Origin of the sequence: Ruegeria sp. MALMAid1280 (assembly GCF_049195285.1) — a bacterium.
In the GTDB taxonomy this organism is placed as follows: domain Bacteria; phylum Pseudomonadota; class Alphaproteobacteria; order Rhodobacterales; family Rhodobacteraceae; genus Ruegeria.
Genome location: NZ_JBMIRT010000059.1, coordinates 386,192 through 406,070, shown reverse-complemented (window position 1 = coordinate 406,070; position 19,879 = coordinate 386,192). Strand labels below are relative to the sequence as shown.

Sequence of the window (19,879 nt, the reverse complement as noted above, 5' to 3'; positions counted from 1 at the left end):
CCTTCAGAAAAACACATCCGCAGCCGGAATGCTGACGCGGCCCTTGGCAGTCTTTAGGACAAGGTTGCCGTTCGTGTCCACGGTTTCAAAGGTTCCCACCGTTTCCGAGGTCGAGGTGCGTGCGGTGATCACCTCGCCCAACTTGGCAGCGCGCGACAGCCAGGCGGTGCGGATCGGTTCGAACCCGTAGGTCGTGAACTGAGTTTCATACCGCGCATAGGCCGAGGCCAGTTCGGTCAGAAAATCCTCGGGGATAACAGCAGCACCGGTCTCTGACAGCAACGAGACGGGACGAACGGCGCTTTGTTCGACGGCATAGGCCGGGGGCGCCTCAGCGAGGTTTACTCCGATGCCGATGGCCAAATGAGACAGTTCACGCCCCTGCCCGGTGCTTTCCAACAGGATACCGGCCAGCTTGCCGCCGTTCAGCAGCACATCATTGGGCCATTTCAAGGACAGTCCCGCCGCCCGGCCAGTCACCGCAACACAAGCGTCGAACAAAGCCAGCGCCGCCACAAAACTGCGCAGCGCCGCCTGTTCCGGATTACCCTGCGGGCGCATCAACAGGGTCGCCGCCAGATTGCCCTTGGGATTGGCCCAGGTGCGGCCCCGTCGTCCGCGCGCTGCTGTCTGGTGGTGCGCCATGATCCAGACCGGACCCGGTGCGGTTGGGGCAAGCCGGGCGGCCTCGTTCAGCGTGCTGTCGACCTCCTGCACGATGTGCAGGCCGTATCCTTGTGGCCAATCGGTCATGGCAAAAAGGCCCAGTCCGTTGACCGAGCCTCCTGCAATTGGATGTCTGACACGTCAGTTGACAAGCGTTGCCGCCGCGGCTGCCGCCGCGCCTTCGATGCCGAACTGATAAAACACGCCAACCAGCATCAGCGCAGCCGAGCCCATCAGAGCGACCCACAGTACCGGCGTGGACCGTGTTTCGATCGGATCTTCGTTCTCTTCCCCGAAATACATGTAGAAAACGATCCGCAGGTAATAGAACGCACCGATCACGGACGCGATGGCCGAGACGATGACCAGCCCGGTCAGCCCTGCACTGATGCCCGCCTGCCAGACGCCGAACTTGGCGAAAAAGCCCAGCATCGGCGGCACGCCCGCAAGGCTGAACATCAGGATCAGCACGGCCAGAGCCTTGCCGGGATCGCGCTTGGAATACTGACGCAGCGCGTCAATATCGGTGACGGGTTTGCCATCACGCTCCATCATCAGGATGAAGGCAAAGGTGCCGATATTCATGGTCACGTAGATCGCCAGATACATCAGCATCGCCTTGATGCCCATTTCCGTACCTGCCGCCAGACCGATCAGCGCATAGCCCATATGGGCAATCGACGAGAACGCCATCAGCCGCTTGATGTTACGCTGCCCAATCGCAGCAACCGCACCCAGCAGCATCGACAGCACGGACAGCAGAACGATCACCTGCTGCCAATCCTTGACCACTCCACCAAAGGCGTCATGCATCAGACGGGCAAACAGCGCCATCGCCGCCACTTTCGGCGCGGTGGCAAAGAAGGCGGTGATCGGCGTGGGCGAGCCCTCGTAGACGTCCGGTGTCCACATGTGGAACGGCACGGCCGAGACCTTGAACGCCAGACCCGAGATCAGGAAGATCAGGCCGAACAGCAGGCCGACCGAGATGTCTCCGTGATGAACGGTCTGGATGATGCCCGAGAACAGGGTGGTTCCAGTAAAGCCATAGACCAGCGACGCGCCATACAGCAGCAGGCCCGAGCTGAGCGCGCCAAGCACGAAATACTTCAGACCCGCTTCGGTCGACTTCGCGCTGTCGCGGCGCAGGGCGGCCACGACGTAAAGGGACAGCGACTGCAGCTCCAGCCCCATATACAGGGACATCAGGTCGCCGGCGCTGACCATCATCATCATGCCCACGGCGGCCAAGGCCACCAGCAGCGGGTATTCGAACCGCAGCAACCCGCGGCGCGACATGTAATCTTGACTCATCACCAGAACAGCGGCGGCGGACAGAAGGACCGCAACCTTGGCAAAACGCGAGAACCCGTCGTCGATGAACATGCCGTTGAAGGCCACGTTGACGCCATCGCCATTGGTGGCAATCCAAATGGCCAGCAGCGCCATCAGACCGGCCGTTGACCAAACCAGAACTGGCGCCAGCGCGTCTTTCGCAGTGTAGACAGCCCCTATCAGAGCGGCCATCGCATATACGGCCAGAACGATCTCTGGCAGGATTATTGTCAGATCAGCCTGGATCATGTCTCCAAAGCCTCCTTAATGCGAAGCGGCCGCCTGGGTCACGGCCTCAGCCGCGGCCAGCGCCGTGTCATAGTTCGAAATCAGTGCAGCGGTCGAGTTGCCGATCACATCGGTCACCAGCGACGGGTAGACGCCCAGCAGGATCGTCATCACGATCAGCGGCGCAAAAATCAGCCGCTCGCGCGAGCTCATGTCAGTCATTGCCTTTAGGCTTTCCTTGATCAGGTCGCCAAAGACCACGCGGCGATACAGCCACAGCGCGTAAGCCGCCGAGAAGATCACACCGGTCGCGGCCACTGCGGTTACCCAAGTGTTGACCTGGAACGCGCCCATCAGGGTCAGGAACTCTCCGATAAAGCCAGAAGTGCCCGGCAGGCCGACATTGGCCATGGTGAACAGCATGAAGACCAGCGCATAGGCGGGCATCCGGATCACCAGACCACCGTACGCATCGATGTCGCGGGTGTGCATCCTGTCATAGATCACGCCGACACACAGGAACAGCGCGGCCGAGATGAACCCGTGGCTGAGCATCTGAAAGATGGCTCCGTCAATGCCCTGCTGGTTCGCCGCGAATATTCCCATGGTCACAAAACCCATATGCGCGACCGAGGAATAGGCGATCAGCTTTTTCATGTCCTCCTGCACCAGCGCCACCAGCGAGGTGTAGACCACGGCGATGGCAGACATCCACAGCACCAGATCGGTCATCACCGCCGAGCCCACAGGGAACATCGGCAAGCTGAACCGCAGGAAGCCATAGCCGCCCATCTTCAGCAGGATCGCCGCCAGCACGACCGAGCCAGCTGTCGGCGCCTGCACGTGCGCGTCCGGCAACCAGGTATGCACCGGCCACATCGGCATTTTGACCGCAAACGAGGCGAAGAAGGCCAGGAACATCAGCGTCTGCATCCCGCCGACTACATAGATGCCCAGCACGCTAAAGCTCTCCGACGAGAAATGATGGCTCATCAATGCTTCGATGTCGGTGGTGCCCGCATCCGCATACATCGCCACCATCGCCACCAGCATCAGCACCGAGCCGAGGAAGGTATAGAGGAAGAACTTGAAGCTGGCATAGATGCGGTCCTTACCGCCCCAGATCCCGATGATCAGGAACATCGGGATCAGGCCTGCCTCGAAGAACAGATAGAACAGAACCAGATCCAGCGCCATGAACACGCCCAGCATCAGCGTTTCCAAGAGCAGGAAGGCGATCATGTATTCCTTGACGCGATCGGTGACCTGCCAGCTGGCCAAAATCGTCAGCGGCATGATGAAGGTGGTCAGCAGCACGAACAGAACGCTGATGCCGTCCACACCCATCTTGTATTTCAGGCCCAGCAACCACTCACCCTCTTCCACCATCTGAAAGCCGGTGTTGGACGGGTCAAAGCCCGTATAGATGCCGATCGAGACCAAGAAGGTCACCGTGGTCGCAACCAGAGCCACCCATTTTGCGTTGCGCTGCGCGGCCACGTCATCGCCGTGCAGGAACAGGGCCAGAATGCCGGCTGCCACTGCGGGGATGAAGGTGACGATGGAGAGGATATTATCCATTAGTGTGCGCCTCCGCCGATCGACATCCAGGTGACCAAGGCGGCAATGCCCAGAACCATCCAGAAGGCGTAAGTAAAGATGTAGCCCGTCTGCGCCTTGCCTGCGAGGCGGGTGAAGAAGGGGACAACGCCCATGGCGACACCGTTCAGGAAGCCGTCGATGGTGTTACCATCGCCGCGTTTCCACAGGAACCGGCCAAGCGCCACGGTGGGTTTGACGAAGATCGCGTCGTAGATTTCGTCAAAGTACCATTTGTTCAGCAGGAACAGGTACAGCGGCCGCTGGTTCTGAGCCAGACGCCCCGGCAGCGACGGGTTCACGATATAGAACCAGTAGGCCATGACAAAACCCAGCACCATCGCAACGAAGGGCGAAATCTTGGCCCATTTCGGAGCTGCGTGCGCGTCGTCCAGAATGTGGTTCTCCGGCGCGATATACAGGGCACCCTCGCCCGGCTTGCCCGCGAAGACATAGTGGTGATCCCCACCATGGGCCGCCTCGTCACCGTGACCTGTGTCAGCATGTTCAGCCTCGTCACCATGACCGTCATCCGCCTGCGTGTCCGACGCGTGGTCATCCTCCGCATGGGCCGTATCAGCATGCGCATCCGTCTGGCCGTGATCGCCCGCCTCTACGTGCTCGGACGCTTCGGCCATCGGAATACCATAGAACTTGCCAACCTTGTCCGCGTGACCAAAGAAGTTGCCGTACCAGATCATGCCGGCAAAGACCGCTCCCAGAGACAACACGCCCAAAGGCACCAGCATGGACATCGGGCTTTCATGCGCGTGATCATGTGTATGCTGATCACCACGCGGCTTGCCGTAGAAGGTCAGGAAAATCAGACGCCAGCTGTAGAACGAAGTGAATGCAGCCGCGACCACCAGCAGCCAGAAGCCATAGGCCGACCCGCCTGCATAGGCGCTCTCGATGATAGCGTCCTTGGACAGGAACCCGGCGAACCCGATGGTTGTCAGCGGAATACCCACACCGGTGATGGCCAGTGTCCCGATCATCATCGCCCAGAAGGTATAGGGAATTTTCTTACGCAGACCGCCGTACTCGGTCATCTCCTGCTCGTGATGCATGGCGTGGATCACCGAACCGGCGCCAAGGAACAGCAGGGCCTTGAAGAACGCGTGCGTGAACAGGTGGAACATCGCGGCCGAATACATGCCAACACCTGCCGCCACGAACATGTAGCCCAGCTGCGAACAGGTCGAATAGGCGATGACGCGCTTGATGTCGGTCTGCACCAGACCCACGGTCGCGGCAAAGAACGCAGTCGACGCACCCAGCACGGTGATAAATCCGGTTGCACCCGGTGCGAATTCCATCAGCGGCGACATGCGGCAGACCAGGAACACACCGGCAGTCACCATGGTCGCGGCGTGGATCAGTGCCGACACAGGCGTCGGGCCTTCCATCGCGTCCGGCAACCACGTGTGCAGGATCAGCTGCGCCGATTTACCCATCGCACCGATGAACAGCAGCACACAGATCACCTCAATGGCGGTCCACTCACCCCACAGGAAGTGCAGTTGTGTTTCCGCCAGTTCCGGTGCCGAGGCGAAGATGTCCGAGAAGTTGATGCTATCAGTCAGGAAGAACAGCGCGAAAATCCCCAGCGCAAAACCAAAGTCGCCAACCCGGTTCACCACGAAGGCCTTGATCGCAGCGGCGTTGGCAGAGGGTTTGCGATAGTAGAACCCGATCAGCAAGTAGGACGCGACACCCACACCTTCCCAGCCAAAGAACATCTGCACTAGGTTATCCGCCGTCACCAGCATCAGCATGGCGAAGGTGAAGAAGGACAGATAGGCAAAGAAGCGCGGTTTATAGCTTTCGCCCTCACGCCATTGCGGGTCGTGATCCATGTAGCCGAAGGAATAGAGATGCACGAGCGACGAGACGGTCGTCACGACGATCAGCATGATCGCCGTCAGCCGGTCCAGACGGATGCCCCATTCGGTCGATAGCGAACCGCTTTCAATGAACCGAAGTACCGGCACCGAATAGGATCCCCCGGGATAGGCAGAGGGATCAAAGCTGAAGAATACCAGCCACGACAGCAGACAGGCCAGAAACAACAGGCCCGTGGCCGTCCACATGGCGGCTTTCTCGCCAATGAAGCGCCAGCCAAAACCGCAGATCAGTGCGCCCACAAGCGGGGCAAAGAGGATGGTGGTTTCCATATTCCCTTACCCCTTCATCATGTTGACGTCTTCAACCGCGATGGTGCCGCGGTTGCGGAAGAAGCAGACCAGAATGGCCAGACCAATCGCCGCCTCGGCCGCCGCAACGGTCAGGACAAACAGCGTAAATACCTGCCCGACCAGATCGCCGAGGAAGCTGGAAAACGCCACGAGGTTGATATTCACCGCCAGCAGCATCAATTCAATGCTCATCAGCAGGATGATGACGTTCTTGCGGTTCAGGAAGAGACCGAAGATGCCGATGACGAACAGCGTCGCCGCGACCGTAAGATAGTGTTCAAGTCCGATCATAGCTTCGCTCCTGGCGAGTCGGGGTAGTAGAGTTTGCAGCCACAGGTGTAGTCGATGCGCTTGTGGTCTTTGGTTCTGCCGAAGAACTCTCGAAGCTCTTTGGTGAACGAGTATCGATGCACGGCTGAAATCCGTTCTAGGTCAGCTACAGTAGTATCTGAAGCCAGCCCTATCGGGCCTTCTGGTTTCTGTATCAGATCGATAGAACTTGGAAGGTAACCAGCAATGTTGGATTGGCTGTATTCCCCTTCGATAACAATGCCTTTTCCGGTAGAGCAATTCTGGAAAAACAAGCTCTCTTTGGGGCTACAACCGCTACCGCTATTTATTCTTTGTCCGATGCGACCGTTACCTATGTCGACAACAGCTTCGCCGTTGAACGTGTCCCATCGACCTCGGGCTCCGTTGTTGAAACTACAGTCTGAAAACACGCGTTTCAGCTTTAGGCCTTCATTTTGAATCCTGTCTTCGCACGCCGTTGCTGCAAACGGAGTCAATGTGAGACAAGAGAGCAAAGCCGCTAGATTTGGAAGCCTGTATCTCACAACCCCTGCCCCGGTTTCACATCCTTAAGCTCCATCGCCTTGGCCGGGTCGCGCATCATCTGGCCGACGATGTCCTGACGCTTGATGTCCTTGCGATGGCGCAGGGTCAGCACGATGGCGCCGATCATGGCCACCAGCAGGATCAGGCCCGCCAGTTGGAACAGAAGGAAGTATTGATCATAAAGAATGACGCCGAGCGCCTCGGTGTTGTGGCGGTCCGCCGGGACCGGCTGCGCCAGATTGGCTGCCGCACCCTGCGCGCTGTCCCATGCGCCGAAGGCCATGACAAACTGCATCAGGATGACCAGACCGATCAGCAGGGCCAGCGGCATATAGCGCGCCATCTCAGCCTTGAGCTCGGCAAAGTCCACATCCAGCATCATCACCACGAACAGGAATAGAACCGCGACCGCGCCCACGTAAACGATGATCAGCAGCATCGCCACGAACTCGGCCCCCAGCAGCACGAACAGCCCCGCCGCGGACAGGAAGGACAGGATCAGCCACAGGACCGAGTGCACCGGCTGGCGGCTGATCACCGTGAACAGCCCGCCGGTGATGGCGCTGATGGCAAACAGATAGAAGGCAAAGACGGTCATTGATCCTCATCCTCGTTGTCGCCCATGACCTCTTGCGCCAGATCCAGCGCACGGGTCATGGCCGGGATGCCGGCAAAGACCGACATCTGACCGATCGTTTCCACGATCTCTTGTTTCTTGGCGCCAGCTTCCAGCGCATGACGCACGGTCTGGCGCACCGCTGCATCCGCCTGAGCACCCTGACAGGTCAGCCCGGCCAGCGTTAGCAACAGGCGCGTCTTGGCATCCAGCCCATCCTTGTTGACGGTGTTGCCGAACATCATCTCCATGACCTCTTTGGGCATGGTCGGCCACAGCGCCTCGAACCCTTTGGGCGAGAAGCTTTCCATCGCCGGGTTCATCGCCTTGGCCATGTCCTGAGCCTGCTTCATCATCAGCTCGAACGGATTTGTCGGACTGTCACTCATCGGTACGGCGCGTCCATTTCCAGATTGCGGGCGATCTCAGCTTCCCAGCGTTCGCCGTTGTCGAGCAGCTTCTGCTTGTCGTAGAACAGCTCTTCACGGGTTTCCGTGGCGAATTCGAAGTTCGGGCCTTCGACGATGGCATCGACCGGGCAGGCCTCTTGGCAGAAACCGCAATAGATGCACTTGGTCATGTCGATGTCATAACGCGTGGTGCGGCGGCTCCCGTCTTCGCGCGGTTCGGCGTCGATGGTGATGGCCTGCGCAGGGCAGACCGCCTCGCACAGTTTGCAGGCGATGCAGCGTTCCTCACCGTTCGGATAACGGCGCAGGGCGTGTTCGCCCCGGAAACGCGGCGACAGCGGGCCCTTCTCATGCGGATAGTTGATGGTGGCTTTGGGGGCGAAAAAGTACTTCATCCCCAGTTTAAAGCCGACCCAGAAGTCCTGCAGAAGAAAGTACTTGGCGGCGCGGGTATAGTCGATTTGGGTCATATCCTAGAAATTCCTCTCGAACGGCATCTCGAATTTCTCCTCGCACTGCCCGACGGTATCCACCAAAATCTCATGCATTCGCGTTTTTGCACCTTCGGATTCCGGCGATATTTCCAATATGCGACCACTGGCTTCTCGCCAACGAAAACACTCTGCTTGGTCAAGTGGTCCCAAGACGACATCTACATCTTCGGAAGAATATGAAGGGCCTTCACCGGCTTCATCCATAGGCGTGGAAAGCATTAATTCTTCTATCAGATCGCGTTCTTCTTGGGACAACCAAAGACAATCAGAAAGCTCCAGAAGAGCCCAGTTCGCGTTTACCAACTGTTCCGAAACTGGTTTACTCTCGTTTATGGCCACCATGTATGTTGTTAGTTGGGCCACCTGAACGGAACCAACTATCGCCCAAGCACCAAATTTATTAAAAGCCCGATGCTGATTTTCTGGAAGCGCTGGGTCCCATTCAATTTTTGCATCAGCTAACAGTTTAGGGCCTTGCTCTTCGGCCTCCAACAGCATTTCAATCTGCGGAGCGCAATACGAGCGAGCTGTTTCCAAGTAGTTTGGCTCCCACGTTGATTCCGTTTCGGCGGCGTGAAGGGCGGAAACACTCATCACAAGAATTCCGCAGGCTGCCAGAGAGTATCTCATGCGCGCCTTCATCCCCCAACACTCCACCGGGCGAAGATGCCCCAGAACCATTCGAATTTCGCTGCAAAGGCCACGAACACCACCCAGGCCAGCGAGAACGGCAGGAACACTTTCCAACCCAGCCGCATCAGCTGGTCATAGCGGTAGCGGGGCGTGATCGCCTTGACCATCGAGAAGATGAAGAAGAAGAACGCCATCTTGGCGACCATCCACAGTACCCCATCCGGCAGACCGGGAATCGGGGACAGCCAGCCGCCGAAGAACAGCAGCGAAATCAGGGCGCACATCAGGAAGATCGCGATGTATTCACCGGCCATGAACAGCAGGAACATCGTGGCGGAGTATTCCACCTGATACCCGGCCACCAGTTCCGATTCCGCCTCGGGCAGGTCGAAGGGCGGGCGGTTGGTTTCGGCCAGCGCCGAGATGAAGAACAGGAAGACCATCGGGAAATGCGGCAGCCAGTACCAGCCAAAGAAGCCATAGCCGGTATCCTGCGCGCCCACGATCGAGCCAAAATTCATTGATCCAGTCGAGATGATTACACCGATGATGATCAAACCAATTGACACTTCGTATGAGATCATCTGCGCCGCGGACCGCAGAGACCCAAGGAACGGGTACTTTGAGTTCGACGCCCAACCGCCCATAATCACGCCATAAACCTCAAGCGAGGACACGGCAAAAACATACAGAATCGCCACATTCAGGTCTGACAGAACCCAGCCGTCGTTGAACGGGATCACAGCCCAGGCGATCAGCGACAGAACAAAGCTGGTCATCGGGGCCAGAATGAACACGGCGCGATCGGCCCCGGCGGGGATCACGACCTCTTTCACGACGTATTTCAGCGCGTCGGCCACCGATTGCAAAATGCCATAGACGCCAACCACGTTGGGTCCGCGACGCATCTGGACAGCCGCCCAGATCTTGCGGTCGCCATAGACAAGGAACAACAGCGAGATCATCACGAACGCAACAACAGCAAGCACTTGCGCCAAAATGATGATGGCTATTCCGCCTGGGGTGTTAAAGAAATCAGCCATTGGTCCTCACACCGTGGGTATTCCGTTTTCCGCGAGCGATGCAAAGGCCATGTGCCTGCGCAAACTGCGGCTGGGTCGGCGCGTTGGTGTAAACAGCATCTGCTGCCATTGCGCCACCCTTAATCTTGGGTTTCACACACAAATCAGGCGCGGCGTACTGCCACCCGGCAGTCGCGCTTGCATGTGATATGAAACAGCTTTGGTTCATTCCGCTGCGATCTTCCCGGATTTGCGGGCCTGTGCCTGCGCCGAAAGTTCGGCCATCAGCTGCGAAGCGCGTGCGATCGGGTTGGTCAGGTAGAAATCCTTGACCGCCAAACGGAAGGTCGCCTTGCCCAGAGGGCCTGCATCCAGCGCCTGAACCTCGTTCTCGGCCACTTCGTCGATACGGGCCAGCTGCGGAACCGCTTCGATCAGCGCGGTGCGCAGTTGCGCCAGCGAGTCGAAAGGCAGCGTTGCGCCCAGCTCGGCTGACAGGGCACGCAGAATGGCCCAGTTTTCCTTGGCCTCACCCGGCGCAAACCCGGCGCGCATCGCCAGCTGAGGGCGGCCTTCGGTATTCACGAACAGGCCGTTTTCCTCAGTATAGGCCGCGCCCGGCAGGATCACGTCGGCACGGTGTGCGCCCCGGTCACCATGGCTGCCCTGATAGATGACAAAGGCACCGTCGCTGATTTCGACCTCATCCGCGCCGAGGTTGAAAATCACATCGGCTGCGCTAACCGCATCCATGCCGCCTTCGTTGGTGGCATCCACATCCATCGCGCCGACGCGCGATGCGGCGGTGTGCAGCACGATCAGACCACTTTCTGTATTGGTCGCGATGGCCTGAGCAGCGGCCAGAACGGCAGCGCCGTCCGCCTCTTGCAATGCGCCCTGCCCGACGACGACCAGAGAGCGTTTGCCCTTGATTGCATCATCGCCGCCCATGTCGACGACTATCTGCAGCGCCGCGCGGTCGTCACCCATGTGGTGATACTCATAAGTCAGGTCCACCGCCGGACCGACCAGAGCCACCTCGGCCCCATGCGCCCAAGCCTTGCGGATACGGGCGTTCAGTACCGGAGCCTCGTCACGCGGGTTGGTTCCGATCAGCAGAATGCGCTCGGCGCTGTCGATGTCCTCAATGGCTGCGGTCCCGGCATAGGCACCCCGATTGCCCGCAGGCAGCTTGGCGCCATCGGTACGGCATTCGACAACACCACCCTGCCCTTCGATCATCTGCTTCAGCGCAAATGCGGCCTCAACCGGAGCCAGATCACCGACGATCCCCGCCGGCTTCTCGGCGCCTTTCAGCGCCTCGGCGGCTTTCGTCAGCGCCTCGGGCCACGAGGCCGGGCGCAGTTTGCCGTTTTCGCGCACGTAAGGTTTGTCCAGTCGCTGACGGCGCAGCCCGTCCCAGACAAAGCGGGTCTTGTCGCTGATCCATTCCTCGTTCACGCCGTCATGGTTGCGCGGCAAAAAGCGCATCACTTCACGGCCCTTGGTATCCACCCGAATGTTCGAACCCAGAGCGTCCATCACGTCGATGCTCTCGGTCTTGGTCAGTTCCCACGGTCGCGCGGTAAAGGCGTAGGGCTTCGACGTCAGTGCCCCAACCGGGCACAGGTCGATGATGTTGCCCTGCATGTTCGAATCTAGCGTCTGGTTCAGATACGAGGTGATTTCGGCATCCTCGCCCCGCCCGGTCTGACCCATCTGGGAGATCCCAGCGACCTCGGTGGTGAACCGGACACAGCGGGTACAGCTGATGCAGCGGGTCATCGCGGTGCCGACCAGCGGCCCCAGATCCAGATCGTCCACCGCCCGCTTGGCCTCCTTGAAGCGCGAGCCAGACAGACCGTAAGCCATCGCCTGATCCTGCAGGTCGCACTCGCCGCCCTGATCGCAGATCGGGCAATCCAGCGGGTGGTTGATCAGCAGAAACTCCATCACCCCTTCGCGGGCCTTCTTGACCATGGGCGAGTTCGTCTTGACCACCGGCGGTTGACCTTCCGGCCCCGGGCGCAAGTCACGCACCTGCATCGCGCAGGAGGCTGCGGGTTTCGGCGGGCCGCCCACGACCTCAACCAGACACATCCGGCAGTTCCCGGCGATCGACAGACGTTCGTGATAGCAAAAACGCGGCACTTCGACCCCGGCCTCTTCGCAGGCCTGGATCAGGGTCATCGCACCATCGACTTCGATTTCCTGCCCGTCGATATTCACTTTGCGGAGGTCAGACATCAGTTGTTCATCCTTTTAGGCCCAGAAATCTGCCAATGTCAGACCGGGCTTCCATTTCGCTGTGGGCTACGGCGCAGAATTTCTCATTGTCACCGGGTACAAGCCCAGCCGAGCGGAAATACTCTTGATAGTCGCTAATGAACTTCTCACTGCGAACCCTTCTTGGCATCTCACGAATTTCCTTCGCGTAGTAACCACTATTCGAGAGGCTTAGAACACGACCTCGCCAGTATTGGTTTATGTTGGTATTCAAAATGCGAACCTCATCGCAGTATTGAGCTAGCCCGCGAGCTGTCTCTACGCTCAACACAAATTCGTAGACCGAATCCGGTATATTATTCTGCTGAAATGCCAGAGAACCGGAGTTTCTATTTGCTGTGTCAGTCTCCACAGGAGACTGACAACCTGCCAACAGCAGTGCCACACCAATTGCGCCAATTTTCAGAGTTTCAGCGCCCATCCGTCAATTCGACCTCAAATACACGCCAATGGCGCTGTTTCTTTCGATTTCCTTCCGCCCCAACGTGCAGAAAGAGTTAGGATTTTCATACGTGACACCGTTCTGTGCGAGATACGCCTCGCCCTTGGCGCGCATCCTGTCCTTTTCAGCGTCGGAATCCACATAGGCTCGGATTTCCTTGTCCGAGTAACCCAGCTTGTTTGCCTTAGACCGCAGATCCCACATCACACCAATCGCCTTCAGACGGCGCCCGCTGATCGACGGGCAATACTCTGAAATCTCGTTTGCAATGGCGATATAGTAGAGTTCGTTGTCGATCTCTTTGACTTCGCGCAAGGGCGGTTTTGCTTCGGCAAGGGTCGGCAGGGTCAGCACCGAGATCAATGCAAGCGTTTTGGTACCAGACATGACAATTCCTTTCGACTTGGGAAACCCAAGACGAAAGGCGGTCGGGGCGCTATGCAATAACACCCGCCGCATCATGGCCTGATATGCAAAAACACGCGTCATGGTCGCTGGCAGGTTCCTGCAAAGGTCAGTTTGTCATCGCTGATGCGCAGGTTCTGCGGCTCGGTATCCGGGCCTACCTTCCACGCGATTTTGGAAGAGCCGAAATTCTTGATACAGAACTTGGTCCCTTCAAAGCGACCGGCCTCGCGCGCACCGTCAAGCGAGGCCGAGACGCCGTTGACCACAACCGTAAAGTCAGCCGGTGAAGCTTTCTTGTTGACGGGTTTTACTTTGGCCCGGAACGCGTGACCGTCGAACCGGACCTGATTTTCAGAAGGCGTGACTATTCCGCAAGCTGAAACAAACGTCAGCGCGGCAACCATACCCAGCATGAAACCGTTGTTCTTGAGATGCCTTAGCCCGAACATCCGATTTTTCCCCAGCCCCACCATCAGAACGCTGCCACCAACGCCATGAGGCCCATGACAAACATGCAGGCCCAACCGACGACATAAAGAACCGATCGCAAGCCGCTGTGAGGTTTGCCGATTCCGCGCATATGCACGACCAGCATCGCCAGACGCGCCAACAGTGCGACCGAGGCAAGCAGGTTCACCCAAACCGGGCTAACCCCCATCAGGATCGCTGCAACTGTAACCGTCAGATAGGCAGGCAGCGTCTCGGTCCCGTTCAGGTACGCGCGGTTCAGGCGATACGCCTTGTCGGCATAGTCCTGCGCGGGGATCGCCCCCGGCGCCAGCCCCTTGCCCTGTTTGGCCAGCGCCGAGAACGGGGCCAAAAACAGCACGACGAGGGTGAAAATCACCAGCGACGCAAGCGCGTGGCCGTATTCTGCAAAAATGTCCATCATCGTCACTCCGCCGCCATCGCGCCCATGCGGCCCGACTTCTGCGCCTTGATGCGATCTTCGATTTCCTCGCGGAAATTGCGGATCAGGCCCTGGATCGGCCAGGCCGCCGCGTCGCCAAGGGCGCAGATTGTGTGGCCTTCGACCTGTTTGGTCACATCGAATAGCATGTCGATCTCTTCCGGTTCGGCCTCGCCGCGCACCAGACGGTCCATCACACGCATCATCCAGCCGGTGCCTTCACGGCAAGGCGTACACTGGCCGCAGCTTTCGTGTTTGTAGAACTTCGACAGCCGCCAGATCGCCTTGATAATATCGGTCGATTTATCCATCACGATCACCGCCGCCGTCCCCAGACCCGAGCCCAGATCGTTGCGCAGGTAATCGAAATCCATGATCGCGTCGCGCATGTTCTCGCCGCGCACACAAGGAACAGACGAGCCACCTGGGATCACCGCCAGCAGATTGTCCCAACCGCCGCGAATGCCGCCGCAATGGGTTTCGATCAGCTCTTCAAAGGAAATCGACATCGCCTCTTCGACGACGCAGGGGTTGTTGACGTGGCCCGAGATCGCAAACAGCTTGGTGCCCGCGTTGTTCTGACGGCCAAAGCCCGCGAACCAATCCGCGCCCCGGCGCAGGATGGTCGGCACAACTGCGATGGATTCCACATTGTTCACAGTGGTCGGGCAACCGTAAAGCCCCGCACCCGCCGGGAACGGCGGTTTCATCCGCGGCATACCCTTCTTGCCCTCAAGGCTTTCGATCAGAGCGGTTTCCTCACCGCAGATATAGGCACCCGCGCCATGATGCAGGAACAGGTCGAAATCCCAACCCGAACCGGCAGCGTTCTTGCCCAGCAGACCGGCGTCATACGCCTCATCAATCGCGGCCTGCAACGCCTCACGCTCGCGGATATATTCGCCACGCAGGTAGATATAGCAGGTGTGAGCGTTCATCGCGAAAGACGCGATCAGGCAGCCTTCGATCAGCGTATGCGGATCGTGGCGCATGATTTCGCGGTCCTTGCAGGTGCCAGGCTCGGATTCGTCCGCGTTCACCACCAGATAAGCCGGGCGGCCGTCGCTTTCCTTGGGCATGAACGACCATTTCAGACCGGTCGGGAATCCGGCACCACCACGACCACGCAGCCCCGAGTCCTTCATCGTCTGAATGATCCAGTCGCGCCCGTTGCCGATCAGGCCAGCAGTGCCGTCCCAATGCCCGCGAGCCTGCGCCCCCCGCAAGCTGCGTTCATGCATCCCGTAGATGTTGGTAAAGATCCGGTCCTGATCCTTCAGCATCGCTTACCCTCAGCTCTCCTGACGCATACGCCAGAGTTGAAATATGTTGACGCCCGCATAGACAAATCCTGCCAGAGCGGCGAGATCGAACAGCAGCGCATGGCGCGCCGTCAGTTCCAATGCGGGGCCGATGAACATGTTCATGGCAAGCCAGATCACCATAGTCACCGCAATGACGATGCCGATATGTCGGCCCTTTCGGGCTATGGCCTGTTCCTTGTCCTTGTCCATCTCACCTAAGGCGCCCCGGCTGGGCACCGTCGTTTAGTCTTCGTATGTGCCGTCTTCCTTGGCACGTTTGGCGAATTCGGTTTCCTCACCCGCCGCAAGTTTGGCCGCCTGTTCGATCCAGCCATCGCGTTCGATCCGGCCTTTGAACTTCAGACGCGCATCCACCCAGGCCACATGCTCGGGCGTCCAGGCCGCGATCTGGTCATAGTGGTAGAAGCCAAGCTCGTTTAGCGTTTCTTCCAGCTTTGGCCCCACACCTTTCAGCAGTTTGAGGTCATCCGCCTTGCCATCCCGCGCTGCGGTCAGCGTATCGGGCTGGTCTTCCTTGGCCTCTGCCGGTTCAGGCTTGGCTTTCGCCTCTTCTGCCTGCTTTACAGCCGGCTTCGGTGTTTCAGGCGCTTTCGGAGGTTTCGCCGACGCCGAGGCACCAGCTTGTTTGCCATCCTTGCCCAGCCAAGGGGTCAGGATCGGAACCTCAGTCCCGTCAATGCGCTTGACCGTGTCGCTTAAATCAGTCGCCAGTTCGACGCTCGCGTTGTACTGAGGTTTCTCGGCCTCATATTCGGCCAGACTGCTCAGGCCCTTCAGCGGTTCCGCCGCATAGCGGCCGTTCTGCGGACCCGGCGTCGGCACTTTGCCTGCCACCAGATCGTCGACGATCTTGCCAAAGCTCTCGGCGGTCAGGTCTTCGTAATAATCCTTGCCGATCTGCGCCATCGGCGCGTTGGTGCAGGACCCGAGGCATTCCACCTCTTCCCAGCTCAGCTTGCCATCGGCGGACAGCTCATGCGGTTTCGCCGCGATCTTTTCCTTGCAGACCGCGATCAGATCCTCGGCCCCGCAGATCATGCAGGAAGTCGTACCGCAGACCTGAATATGCGCCACAGACCCAACTGGTTGCAGTTGGAACATGAAATAGAAGGACGCAACCTCGAGCACGCGAATATAAGCCATACCCAGCATGTCGGCGACGGATTCAATCGCCGGACGGCTCAACCAGCCCTCCTGCTCCTGTGCACGCCACAGCAGCGGGATGACCGCGCTGGCCTGACGCCCCTCGGGGTATTTGGTGATCTGCGCTTCGGCCCATTGCTGGTTGGCAGCAGAGAAGGCAAAGCTTTCGGGTTGTTCGGGATGCAGACGGCGGAGCATTAGCGGTCAATCTCTCCAAATACGACGTCCATGGTGCCGATGATGGCGGCGACGTCGGCCAGTTGGTGCCCTCCGGCGACGTGATCCATGGCTTGCAGGTGCAGGAAGCCCGGCGCGCGCAGTTTGGCGCGGTAGGGTTTGTTGGTACCGTCGGCGACCAGATAGACGCCGAACTCGCCCTTGGGGGCCTCGACGGCGGCATAGACCTCGCCCGCGGGCACGTGGAAGCCTTCGGTATACAGTTTGAAGTGATGGATCAGGCTTTCCATCGAGGTCTTCATGTCCGAGCGTTTCGGCGGAGTGATCTTGCCACGCGCCAGAACATCGCCCGGGCAGTCGCGCAGCTTGGCGATGGCCTGACGGATGATCAGCAGCGACTGGCGCATCTCTTCCATGCGGACGAGGTAACGATCGTAGCAGTCGCCGTTCTTGCCGACGGGGATCTGGAATTCAAACTCGTCATAGCATTCATAGGGCTGCGCGCGACGCAGGTCCCATGCCAGCCCCGATCCACGGACCATCACGCCCGAGAAGCCGTATTTCTGGATGTCATCCTCGGTCACGACGCCAATATCAGCGTTACGCTGCTTGAAGATGCGGTTTTCGGTCAGCAGACCGTCAATGTCATCCAGAACAGCGGGGAATTCGTGGCTCCACGCTTCGATATCGTCCAGCAGTTCGGGCGGCAGGTCCTGATGCACTCCACCGGGGCGGAAATAGGCCGCGTGCAGGCGGGCACCACAGGCACGCTCATAGAACACCATCAGCTTTTCGCGCTCTTCAAAGCCCCAGAGCGGCGGGGTCAGCGCGCCAACGTCCATCGCCTGCGTGGTCACGTTCAGCAGGTGGTTCAGGATGCGCCCGATCTCGGAATACAGAACCCGGATCAGCGAGCCCCGGCGTGGCACTTCCACACCGGTCAGTTTTTCGATGGCCAGACACCAGGCATGTTCCTGGTTCATCGGTGCCACGTAATCCAGACGGTCGAAATACGGCAGGTTCTGCAGATACGTCCGGCTTTCCATCAGTTTTTCGGTGCCACGGTGCAGCAGGCCGATATGAGGGTCGCAACGCTCGACAATTTCGCCGTCCAGCTCGAGCACAAGACGCAAAACTCCGTGCGCCGCAGGGTGTTGCGGGCCGAAGTTGATGTTGAAATTGCGGATCTTCTGTTCTCCGCTCAGCGCGTCCGTGCTGCCGTCATCGTATCTTGAGCCGTCCATCAACGCCCTCGTTTCTTTTTCGCATCAGCCCGAACCCGGACCTTTTCCGCCTCGGCCGCCTTGACTGCGGCCCCCGCCAGCAGGACCCCCAACGCACCCAACGCGATCAGTTCCCCCAGCAGCATCATCTCAGCGGCGCTCCAGTTCCTGTAATTTCAGCCCAACCCACCAAAGCAACGCAATCGTGCCGAAAGGGATCAGACAAAGAAGGCACCAGTATTTGTTGATCCCGAAAAACGGCAAAATCTTCACCATCGGGATGATGGTTAGTGCCGAAAGGATCAACCACCAGATGCCACCCATTACTCACTCTCCTGTTTCTCATCCCCCGGCAGGATGTAATTCGCGCCTTCCCATGGGGACATGAAATCGAATTGACGGTATTCCTGAACCAGGCTGACCGGTTCGTAGATCACACGCTTTTGCGCCTCGTCATAACGCACCTCGGTATAGCCGGTGGTGGGGAAATCCTTGCGCAGCGGATGGCCGCGGAAACCATAGTCCGTCAGGATGCGCCGCAGGTCCGGGTGACCCGAGAACAGGATGCCGAACATGTCGAACACCTCACGCTCGAACCAATTGGCCGAGGGGTGAACGTCCACGATCGACGGCACCATGTCTTCCTCGCGGATCGAGACCCGCAGGCGGATACGCTGGTTCTGGTACATCGACAGGAAGTGGTAAACCACGTCGAACCGCTTGGCGCGTTCCGGGTAGTCCACGCCGGTGATGTCAACGAGGGTCGAGAACTTGCAGTTCTGGTCGGTCCGCAGGAATTCCACGAACTCCACGATGTTTGACGGGGCCACATCGACGTTCAGCTCGCCATAGGTCACATCCCAGGATAGAACGCAATCAGCCCGTTTCAGTTCCAGCCGGGCGCCGAGTTCCTTGAGTGCTTCGCTCATCTGCCCTCTCCTCAGCGTACGATGGTGCCGGTGCGGCGGATTTTGCGTTGCAGCTGCATCAGACCGTACAGCAGCGCCTCAGCCGTCGGAGGGCAGCCGGGCACGTAGATGTCCACCGGAACAACCCGGTCACAGCCGCGCACGACAGAATAGGAATAGTGGTAATAGCCACCGCCATTCGCACAGGAGCCCATCGAGATCACATAGCGCGGCTCGGGCATCTGATCGTAGACCTTGCGCAGCGCCGGGGCCATCTTGTTGGTCAGGGTGCCGGCCACGATCATCACGTCGGACTGGCGCGGGGACGCTCGCGGCGCGATGCCAAACCGTTCCGCATCATAACGCGGCATCGAGGTGTGCATCATCTCAACCGCGCAGCAGGCCAGACCAAAGGTCATCCAGTGCAGCGAACCGGTACGCGCCCAGTTGATGATGTCTTCGGTTGAGGTCAGCAGGAACCCTTTGTCCTGCAGCTCGGCATTCAGGGCCTGGGTGGCGACTTCCTTGTCGACGCCAGCGGTGTTTGCACCCGTCATCACTCCCATTCCAGGGCCCCTTTCTTCCATTCATAGGCAAAGCCGATGGTCAGCACTGCCAGGAACACCATCATCGACCAGAACCCCACATCACTGATGTCCTTGAAGCCCACGGCCCACGGGAACAGGAAGGCGATTTCCAGATCGAAGATGATGAAGAGAATCGAAACCAGATAGAATCGGACGTCGAATTTCATCCGCGCATCGTCGAAGGCGTTGAAACCGCACTCATATGCGCTGACCTTTTCAGGGTCGGGATTGCGGACGGCCAGTACCACCGCAGCCAGAATCAGTACGATTCCAAGGCCCACGGCAACGGCCAGAAACACCAGAATCGGGAGGTACTCCCGCAGCAGGTCTTCCACGAATAGCTCCTTTCCTGCGCATACCCCCCAGGGACGCGCCGTCAATTGGCGTGTTGACTGGACATTCTCTATCCCTGTGGGGTCAGAGGGTCAACCG

General features: G+C 58.9%; 24 protein-coding genes. All 24 read right to left on the bottom strand.

The features are described 5' to 3' along the window. Positions 1–3 precede the first annotated feature (3 nt). The 24 genes from ACOQFT_RS18915 to ACOQFT_RS18800 all read right to left on the bottom strand — a co-directional run bounded on the left by ACOQFT_RS18915 (position 4) and on the right by ACOQFT_RS18800 (position 19,782). The gene (locus ACOQFT_RS18915) at positions 4–753 is read right to left on the bottom strand and encodes a biotin--[acetyl-CoA-carboxylase] ligase (protein ID WP_421599413.1); all 750 of its coding nucleotides are present in this window, start codon (positions 751–753) and stop codon (positions 4–6) included. 54 nt (positions 754–807) lie between these two features. Beyond that, the gene (nuoN, locus tag ACOQFT_RS18910) at positions 808–2,250 is read right to left on the bottom strand and encodes an NADH-quinone oxidoreductase subunit NuoN (protein ID WP_170441396.1); all 1,443 of its coding nucleotides are present in this window, start codon (positions 2,248–2,250) and stop codon (positions 808–810) included. A 15-nt stretch (positions 2,251–2,265) separates the two neighbouring features. After that, positions 2,266–3,810 (bottom strand): NADH-quinone oxidoreductase subunit M, encoded by a 1,545-nt coding sequence (locus tag ACOQFT_RS18905; protein WP_421599412.1) that lies wholly within the window; start codon positions 3,808–3,810, stop codon positions 2,266–2,268. Then, entirely contained in the window at positions 3,810–6,005 is a 2,196-nt protein-coding gene (gene nuoL, locus ACOQFT_RS18900; RefSeq protein ID WP_421599411.1) for an NADH-quinone oxidoreductase subunit L, read from the bottom strand. The genes ACOQFT_RS18905 and nuoL overlap by 1 nt, the downstream gene beginning before the upstream one ends. 6 nt (positions 6,006–6,011) lie before the next feature. Continuing rightward, positions 6,012–6,317, bottom strand: a complete 306-nt coding sequence (gene nuoK / locus ACOQFT_RS18895) for an NADH-quinone oxidoreductase subunit NuoK (RefSeq protein WP_005984024.1) — start codon at positions 6,315–6,317, stop codon at positions 6,012–6,014. A 541-nt stretch (positions 6,318–6,858) separates the two neighbouring features. Further along, the gene (locus ACOQFT_RS18890) at positions 6,859–7,461 is read right to left on the bottom strand and encodes an NADH-quinone oxidoreductase subunit J (RefSeq protein WP_421599410.1); all 603 of its coding nucleotides are present in this window, start codon (positions 7,459–7,461) and stop codon (positions 6,859–6,861) included. After that, on the bottom strand, positions 7,458–7,868 hold the full coding sequence (locus ACOQFT_RS18885) for a carboxymuconolactone decarboxylase family protein (protein WP_421599409.1): 411 nt from the start codon (positions 7,866–7,868) through the stop codon (positions 7,458–7,460). The genes ACOQFT_RS18890 and ACOQFT_RS18885 overlap by 4 nt, the downstream gene beginning before the upstream one ends. After that, entirely contained in the window at positions 7,865–8,359 is a 495-nt protein-coding gene (nuoI, locus tag ACOQFT_RS18880) for an NADH-quinone oxidoreductase subunit NuoI (RefSeq protein ID WP_170400323.1), read from the bottom strand. Before nuoI ends, ACOQFT_RS18885 begins: the two co-directional genes overlap by 4 nt. Positions 8,360–8,362: 3 nt before the next feature. Then, complete coding sequence (locus tag ACOQFT_RS18875) at positions 8,363–9,013, bottom strand: hypothetical protein (RefSeq protein ID WP_421599408.1); 651 nt, start codon at positions 9,011–9,013, stop codon at positions 8,363–8,365. A gap of 8 nt (positions 9,014–9,021) precedes the next feature. Further along, a complete protein-coding gene (nuoH, locus tag ACOQFT_RS18870; protein WP_421599407.1) occupies positions 9,022–10,059 on the bottom strand; it encodes an NADH-quinone oxidoreductase subunit NuoH in 1,038 nt (345 codons plus the stop codon). Positions 10,060–10,263: 204 nt separating this feature from the next. Next, positions 10,264–12,285, bottom strand: a complete 2,022-nt coding sequence (gene nuoG / locus ACOQFT_RS18865) for an NADH-quinone oxidoreductase subunit NuoG (protein WP_421599406.1) — start codon at positions 12,283–12,285, stop codon at positions 10,264–10,266. A gap of 7 nt (positions 12,286–12,292) precedes the next feature. Continuing rightward, positions 12,293–12,745: a DUF5333 family protein gene (locus ACOQFT_RS18860; protein ID WP_421599405.1), complete on the bottom strand. Its 453-nt coding sequence runs from the start codon at positions 12,743–12,745 to the stop codon at positions 12,293–12,295. Positions 12,746–12,748: 3 nt separating this feature from the next. Beyond that, a complete protein-coding gene (locus ACOQFT_RS18855; protein WP_421599404.1) occupies positions 12,749–13,153 on the bottom strand; it encodes a DUF5333 domain-containing protein in 405 nt (134 codons plus the stop codon). Between the two features lie 98 nt (positions 13,154–13,251). After that, positions 13,252–13,623, bottom strand: coding sequence for a hypothetical protein (locus tag ACOQFT_RS18850; RefSeq protein ID WP_421599403.1), 372 nt, complete (start codon positions 13,621–13,623; stop codon positions 13,252–13,254). Between the two features lie 23 nt (positions 13,624–13,646). After that, entirely contained in the window at positions 13,647–14,066 is a 420-nt protein-coding gene (locus tag ACOQFT_RS18845) for an MAPEG family protein (RefSeq protein WP_421599402.1), read from the bottom strand. Between the two features lie 2 nt (positions 14,067–14,068). After that, positions 14,069–15,367 (bottom strand): NADH-quinone oxidoreductase subunit NuoF, encoded by a 1,299-nt coding sequence (nuoF, locus tag ACOQFT_RS18840; RefSeq protein ID WP_421599401.1) that lies wholly within the window; start codon positions 15,365–15,367, stop codon positions 14,069–14,071. Between the two features lie 9 nt (positions 15,368–15,376). Then, entirely contained in the window at positions 15,377–15,598 is a 222-nt protein-coding gene (locus ACOQFT_RS18835) for a DUF5337 domain-containing protein (RefSeq protein ID WP_421599400.1), read from the bottom strand. A 33-nt stretch (positions 15,599–15,631) separates the two neighbouring features. Then, entirely contained in the window at positions 15,632–16,750 is a 1,119-nt protein-coding gene (nuoE, locus tag ACOQFT_RS18830; protein ID WP_421599399.1) for an NADH-quinone oxidoreductase subunit NuoE, read from the bottom strand. After that, positions 16,750–17,973, bottom strand: coding sequence for an NADH-quinone oxidoreductase subunit D (locus ACOQFT_RS18825; RefSeq protein WP_170325675.1), 1,224 nt, complete (start codon positions 17,971–17,973; stop codon positions 16,750–16,752). The genes nuoE and ACOQFT_RS18825 overlap by 1 nt, the downstream gene beginning before the upstream one ends. Beyond that, complete coding sequence (locus ACOQFT_RS18820; protein ID WP_421599398.1) at positions 17,973–18,101, bottom strand: hypothetical protein; 129 nt, start codon at positions 18,099–18,101, stop codon at positions 17,973–17,975. The genes ACOQFT_RS18825 and ACOQFT_RS18820 overlap by 1 nt, the downstream gene beginning before the upstream one ends. A 1-nt stretch (position 18,102) precedes the next feature. Next, on the bottom strand, positions 18,103–18,276 hold the full coding sequence (locus tag ACOQFT_RS18815) for a hypothetical protein (protein WP_170433422.1): 174 nt from the start codon (positions 18,274–18,276) through the stop codon (positions 18,103–18,105). Then, a complete protein-coding gene (locus tag ACOQFT_RS18810) occupies positions 18,276–18,881 on the bottom strand; it encodes an NADH-quinone oxidoreductase subunit C (RefSeq protein WP_421599397.1) in 606 nt (201 codons plus the stop codon). The genes ACOQFT_RS18815 and ACOQFT_RS18810 overlap by 1 nt, the downstream gene beginning before the upstream one ends. An 11-nt stretch (positions 18,882–18,892) precedes the next feature. After that, entirely contained in the window at positions 18,893–19,426 is a 534-nt protein-coding gene (locus tag ACOQFT_RS18805; RefSeq protein WP_010442777.1) for a NuoB/complex I 20 kDa subunit family protein, read from the bottom strand. Further along, the gene (locus ACOQFT_RS18800) at positions 19,417–19,782 is read right to left on the bottom strand and encodes an NADH-quinone oxidoreductase subunit A (RefSeq protein ID WP_170325678.1); all 366 of its coding nucleotides are present in this window, start codon (positions 19,780–19,782) and stop codon (positions 19,417–19,419) included. Before ACOQFT_RS18800 ends, ACOQFT_RS18805 begins: the two co-directional genes overlap by 10 nt. Positions 19,783–19,879: the final 97 nt, after the last annotated feature.

Coding starts and splice junctions, on each gene's coding strand:
- ACOQFT_RS18820 (WP_421599398.1), bottom strand. CDS start 18,101: ATGATGCTGCTGGGGGAACTGATCGCGTTGGGTGCGTTGGGGGTCCTG.
- ACOQFT_RS18885 (WP_421599409.1), bottom strand. CDS start 7,868: ATGAGTGACAGTCCGACAAATCCGTTCGAGCTGATGATGAAGCAGGCT.
- ACOQFT_RS18805 (WP_010442777.1), bottom strand. CDS start 19,426: ATGGGAGTGATGACGGGTGCAAACACCGCTGGCGTCGACAAGGAAGTC.
- ACOQFT_RS18855 (WP_421599404.1), bottom strand. CDS start 13,153: ATGTCTGGTACCAAAACGCTTGCATTGATCTCGGTGCTGACCCTGCCG.
- ACOQFT_RS18860 (WP_421599405.1), bottom strand. CDS start 12,745: ATGGGCGCTGAAACTCTGAAAATTGGCGCAATTGGTGTGGCACTGCTG.
- ACOQFT_RS18905 (WP_421599412.1), bottom strand. CDS start 3,810: ATGGATAATATCCTCTCCATCGTCACCTTCATCCCCGCAGTGGCAGCC.
- ACOQFT_RS18890 (WP_421599410.1), bottom strand. CDS start 7,461: ATGACCGTCTTTGCCTTCTATCTGTTTGCCATCAGCGCCATCACCGGC.
- ACOQFT_RS18850 (WP_421599403.1), bottom strand. CDS start 13,623: ATGTTCGGGCTAAGGCATCTCAAGAACAACGGTTTCATGCTGGGTATG.
- nuoL (WP_421599411.1), bottom strand. CDS start 6,005: ATGGAAACCACCATCCTCTTTGCCCCGCTTGTGGGCGCACTGATCTGC.
- nuoG (WP_421599406.1), bottom strand. CDS start 12,285: ATGTCTGACCTCCGCAAAGTGAATATCGACGGGCAGGAAATCGAAGTC.
- nuoH (WP_421599407.1), bottom strand. CDS start 10,059: ATGGCTGATTTCTTTAACACCCCAGGCGGAATAGCCATCATCATTTTG.
- ACOQFT_RS18915 (WP_421599413.1), bottom strand. CDS start 753: ATGACCGATTGGCCACAAGGATACGGCCTGCACATCGTGCAGGAGGTC.
- nuoN (WP_170441396.1), bottom strand. CDS start 2,250: ATGATCCAGGCTGATCTGACAATAATCCTGCCAGAGATCGTTCTGGCC.
- ACOQFT_RS18875 (WP_421599408.1), bottom strand. CDS start 9,013: ATGAGATACTCTCTGGCAGCCTGCGGAATTCTTGTGATGAGTGTTTCC.
- ACOQFT_RS18825 (WP_170325675.1), bottom strand. CDS start 17,973: ATGGACGGCTCAAGATACGATGACGGCAGCACGGACGCGCTGAGCGGA.
- nuoE (WP_421599399.1), bottom strand. CDS start 16,750: ATGCTCCGCCGTCTGCATCCCGAACAACCCGAAAGCTTTGCCTTCTCT.
- ACOQFT_RS18815 (WP_170433422.1), bottom strand. CDS start 18,276: ATGGGTGGCATCTGGTGGTTGATCCTTTCGGCACTAACCATCATCCCG.
- nuoI (WP_170400323.1), bottom strand. CDS start 8,359: ATGACCCAAATCGACTATACCCGCGCCGCCAAGTACTTTCTTCTGCAG.
- ACOQFT_RS18845 (WP_421599402.1), bottom strand. CDS start 14,066: ATGATGGACATTTTTGCAGAATACGGCCACGCGCTTGCGTCGCTGGTG.
- nuoK (WP_005984024.1), bottom strand. CDS start 6,317: ATGATCGGACTTGAACACTATCTTACGGTCGCGGCGACGCTGTTCGTC.
- ACOQFT_RS18810 (WP_421599397.1), bottom strand. CDS start 18,881: ATGAGCGAAGCACTCAAGGAACTCGGCGCCCGGCTGGAACTGAAACGG.
- ACOQFT_RS18835 (WP_421599400.1), bottom strand. CDS start 15,598: ATGGACAAGGACAAGGAACAGGCCATAGCCCGAAAGGGCCGACATATC.
- nuoF (WP_421599401.1), bottom strand. CDS start 15,367: ATGCTGAAGGATCAGGACCGGATCTTTACCAACATCTACGGGATGCAT.